Source organism: Thiolapillus sp. (genome assembly GCF_048562965.1).
Lineage (GTDB): Bacteria > Pseudomonadota > Gammaproteobacteria > Chromatiales > Chromatiaceae > Thiolapillus > Thiolapillus brandeum_A.
In genome coordinates this window covers 1-845 of record NZ_JBHNMF010001137.1, presented here as the reverse complement: position 1 = coordinate 845, position 845 = coordinate 1, and the positions used below count along the sequence as shown (strand labels likewise).

The window sequence follows — 845 nt, the reverse complement described above, 5'->3', positions numbered from 1 at the left end:
TGCCGTAGAAAAAATACGCCTTGGCGATTTTCTGCGAAAGCATGCGCTGTCTGCCGGGGATATCGATAAGATTGGCCAGATTGCTGTCACCGCTGCTTGCGGGTTTTTCGGCATTGGCAAAAGCAGTACCAGCAAACAGGAATGCTGCTGTACAAACGAGAAGGATCCGGATGGATTTCTTGAGTGGGTTCATGAGTCTATCTCCATGTATTGCAGGTAAAGGGTTATTTATTGGCATGGGCATACAACGCCGTAGCCTTGTCCATATCGGCCTGGATGCTGTTGGCCGATTTGTTGATGAGATTGGGGATCACACGGTTTGAGGATGACCTGCCCATCATTTCAAACCAGGCAAAGGATTTTTTTACCCTCGCCAGCAGTGCCTGAATTTCATCGCTGGAGAGGGGGGACGCCTCCAGGGTTTTTTGCGCGGCTGAAAACTCGTCCATGGCGCCGGTCAGTTTTTCCCGGAATTTCGGGTCGTCCAGCTTCCATGCTTTCAGCATGTACAATGCCGCCATACGCTGTGAAAGCATGCGCTGTCTGCCGGCGAGGTTGACGATATCACCCGTCTTGTTGTTGGCGCTCTTTGCGATCAGACGGGTGTTCTTGTGGCAGGCAGCCAGAAGCTCGTCCAGCTCTTCCTGCAGGCTGGCTGCCCTGGCTCTGTCAGGAGCATCCTGAAGGGTGGCCCTGATGGGTGTCCATTGCTTTTCGATGGACGGTAAGCGCCAAACAATCAGCCCTATTGCATTTTTTTGACCGGCGTGTTCCAGGGTAGCAGGGCTTCAATGTCCTCAACCGTCCTGGCATTGCCGATGTGCTGCAGCACATGGTGGAGGTAG

2 protein-coding genes and 1 pseudogene are annotated in these 845 nt (G+C 53.3%); all 3 read right to left on the bottom strand.

The window, feature by feature from the left end; genetic code table 11:
- Window positions 1-193 (bottom strand): annotated as a pseudogene (locus tag ACOCD2_RS22830) (hypothetical protein); the annotation flags it as partial.
- A gap of 31 nt (window positions 194-224) precedes the next feature.
- Window positions 225-596, bottom strand: a complete 372-nt coding sequence (locus ACOCD2_RS22825) for a type IV pili methyl-accepting chemotaxis transducer N-terminal domain-containing protein (protein ID WP_293652475.1) — start codon at window positions 594-596, stop codon at window positions 225-227.
- 149 nt (window positions 597-745) lie between these two features.
- A partial coding sequence (locus tag ACOCD2_RS22820) for a transposase domain-containing protein (protein WP_368857394.1) occupies window positions 746-845 on the bottom strand: 100 nt, incomplete at its 5' end.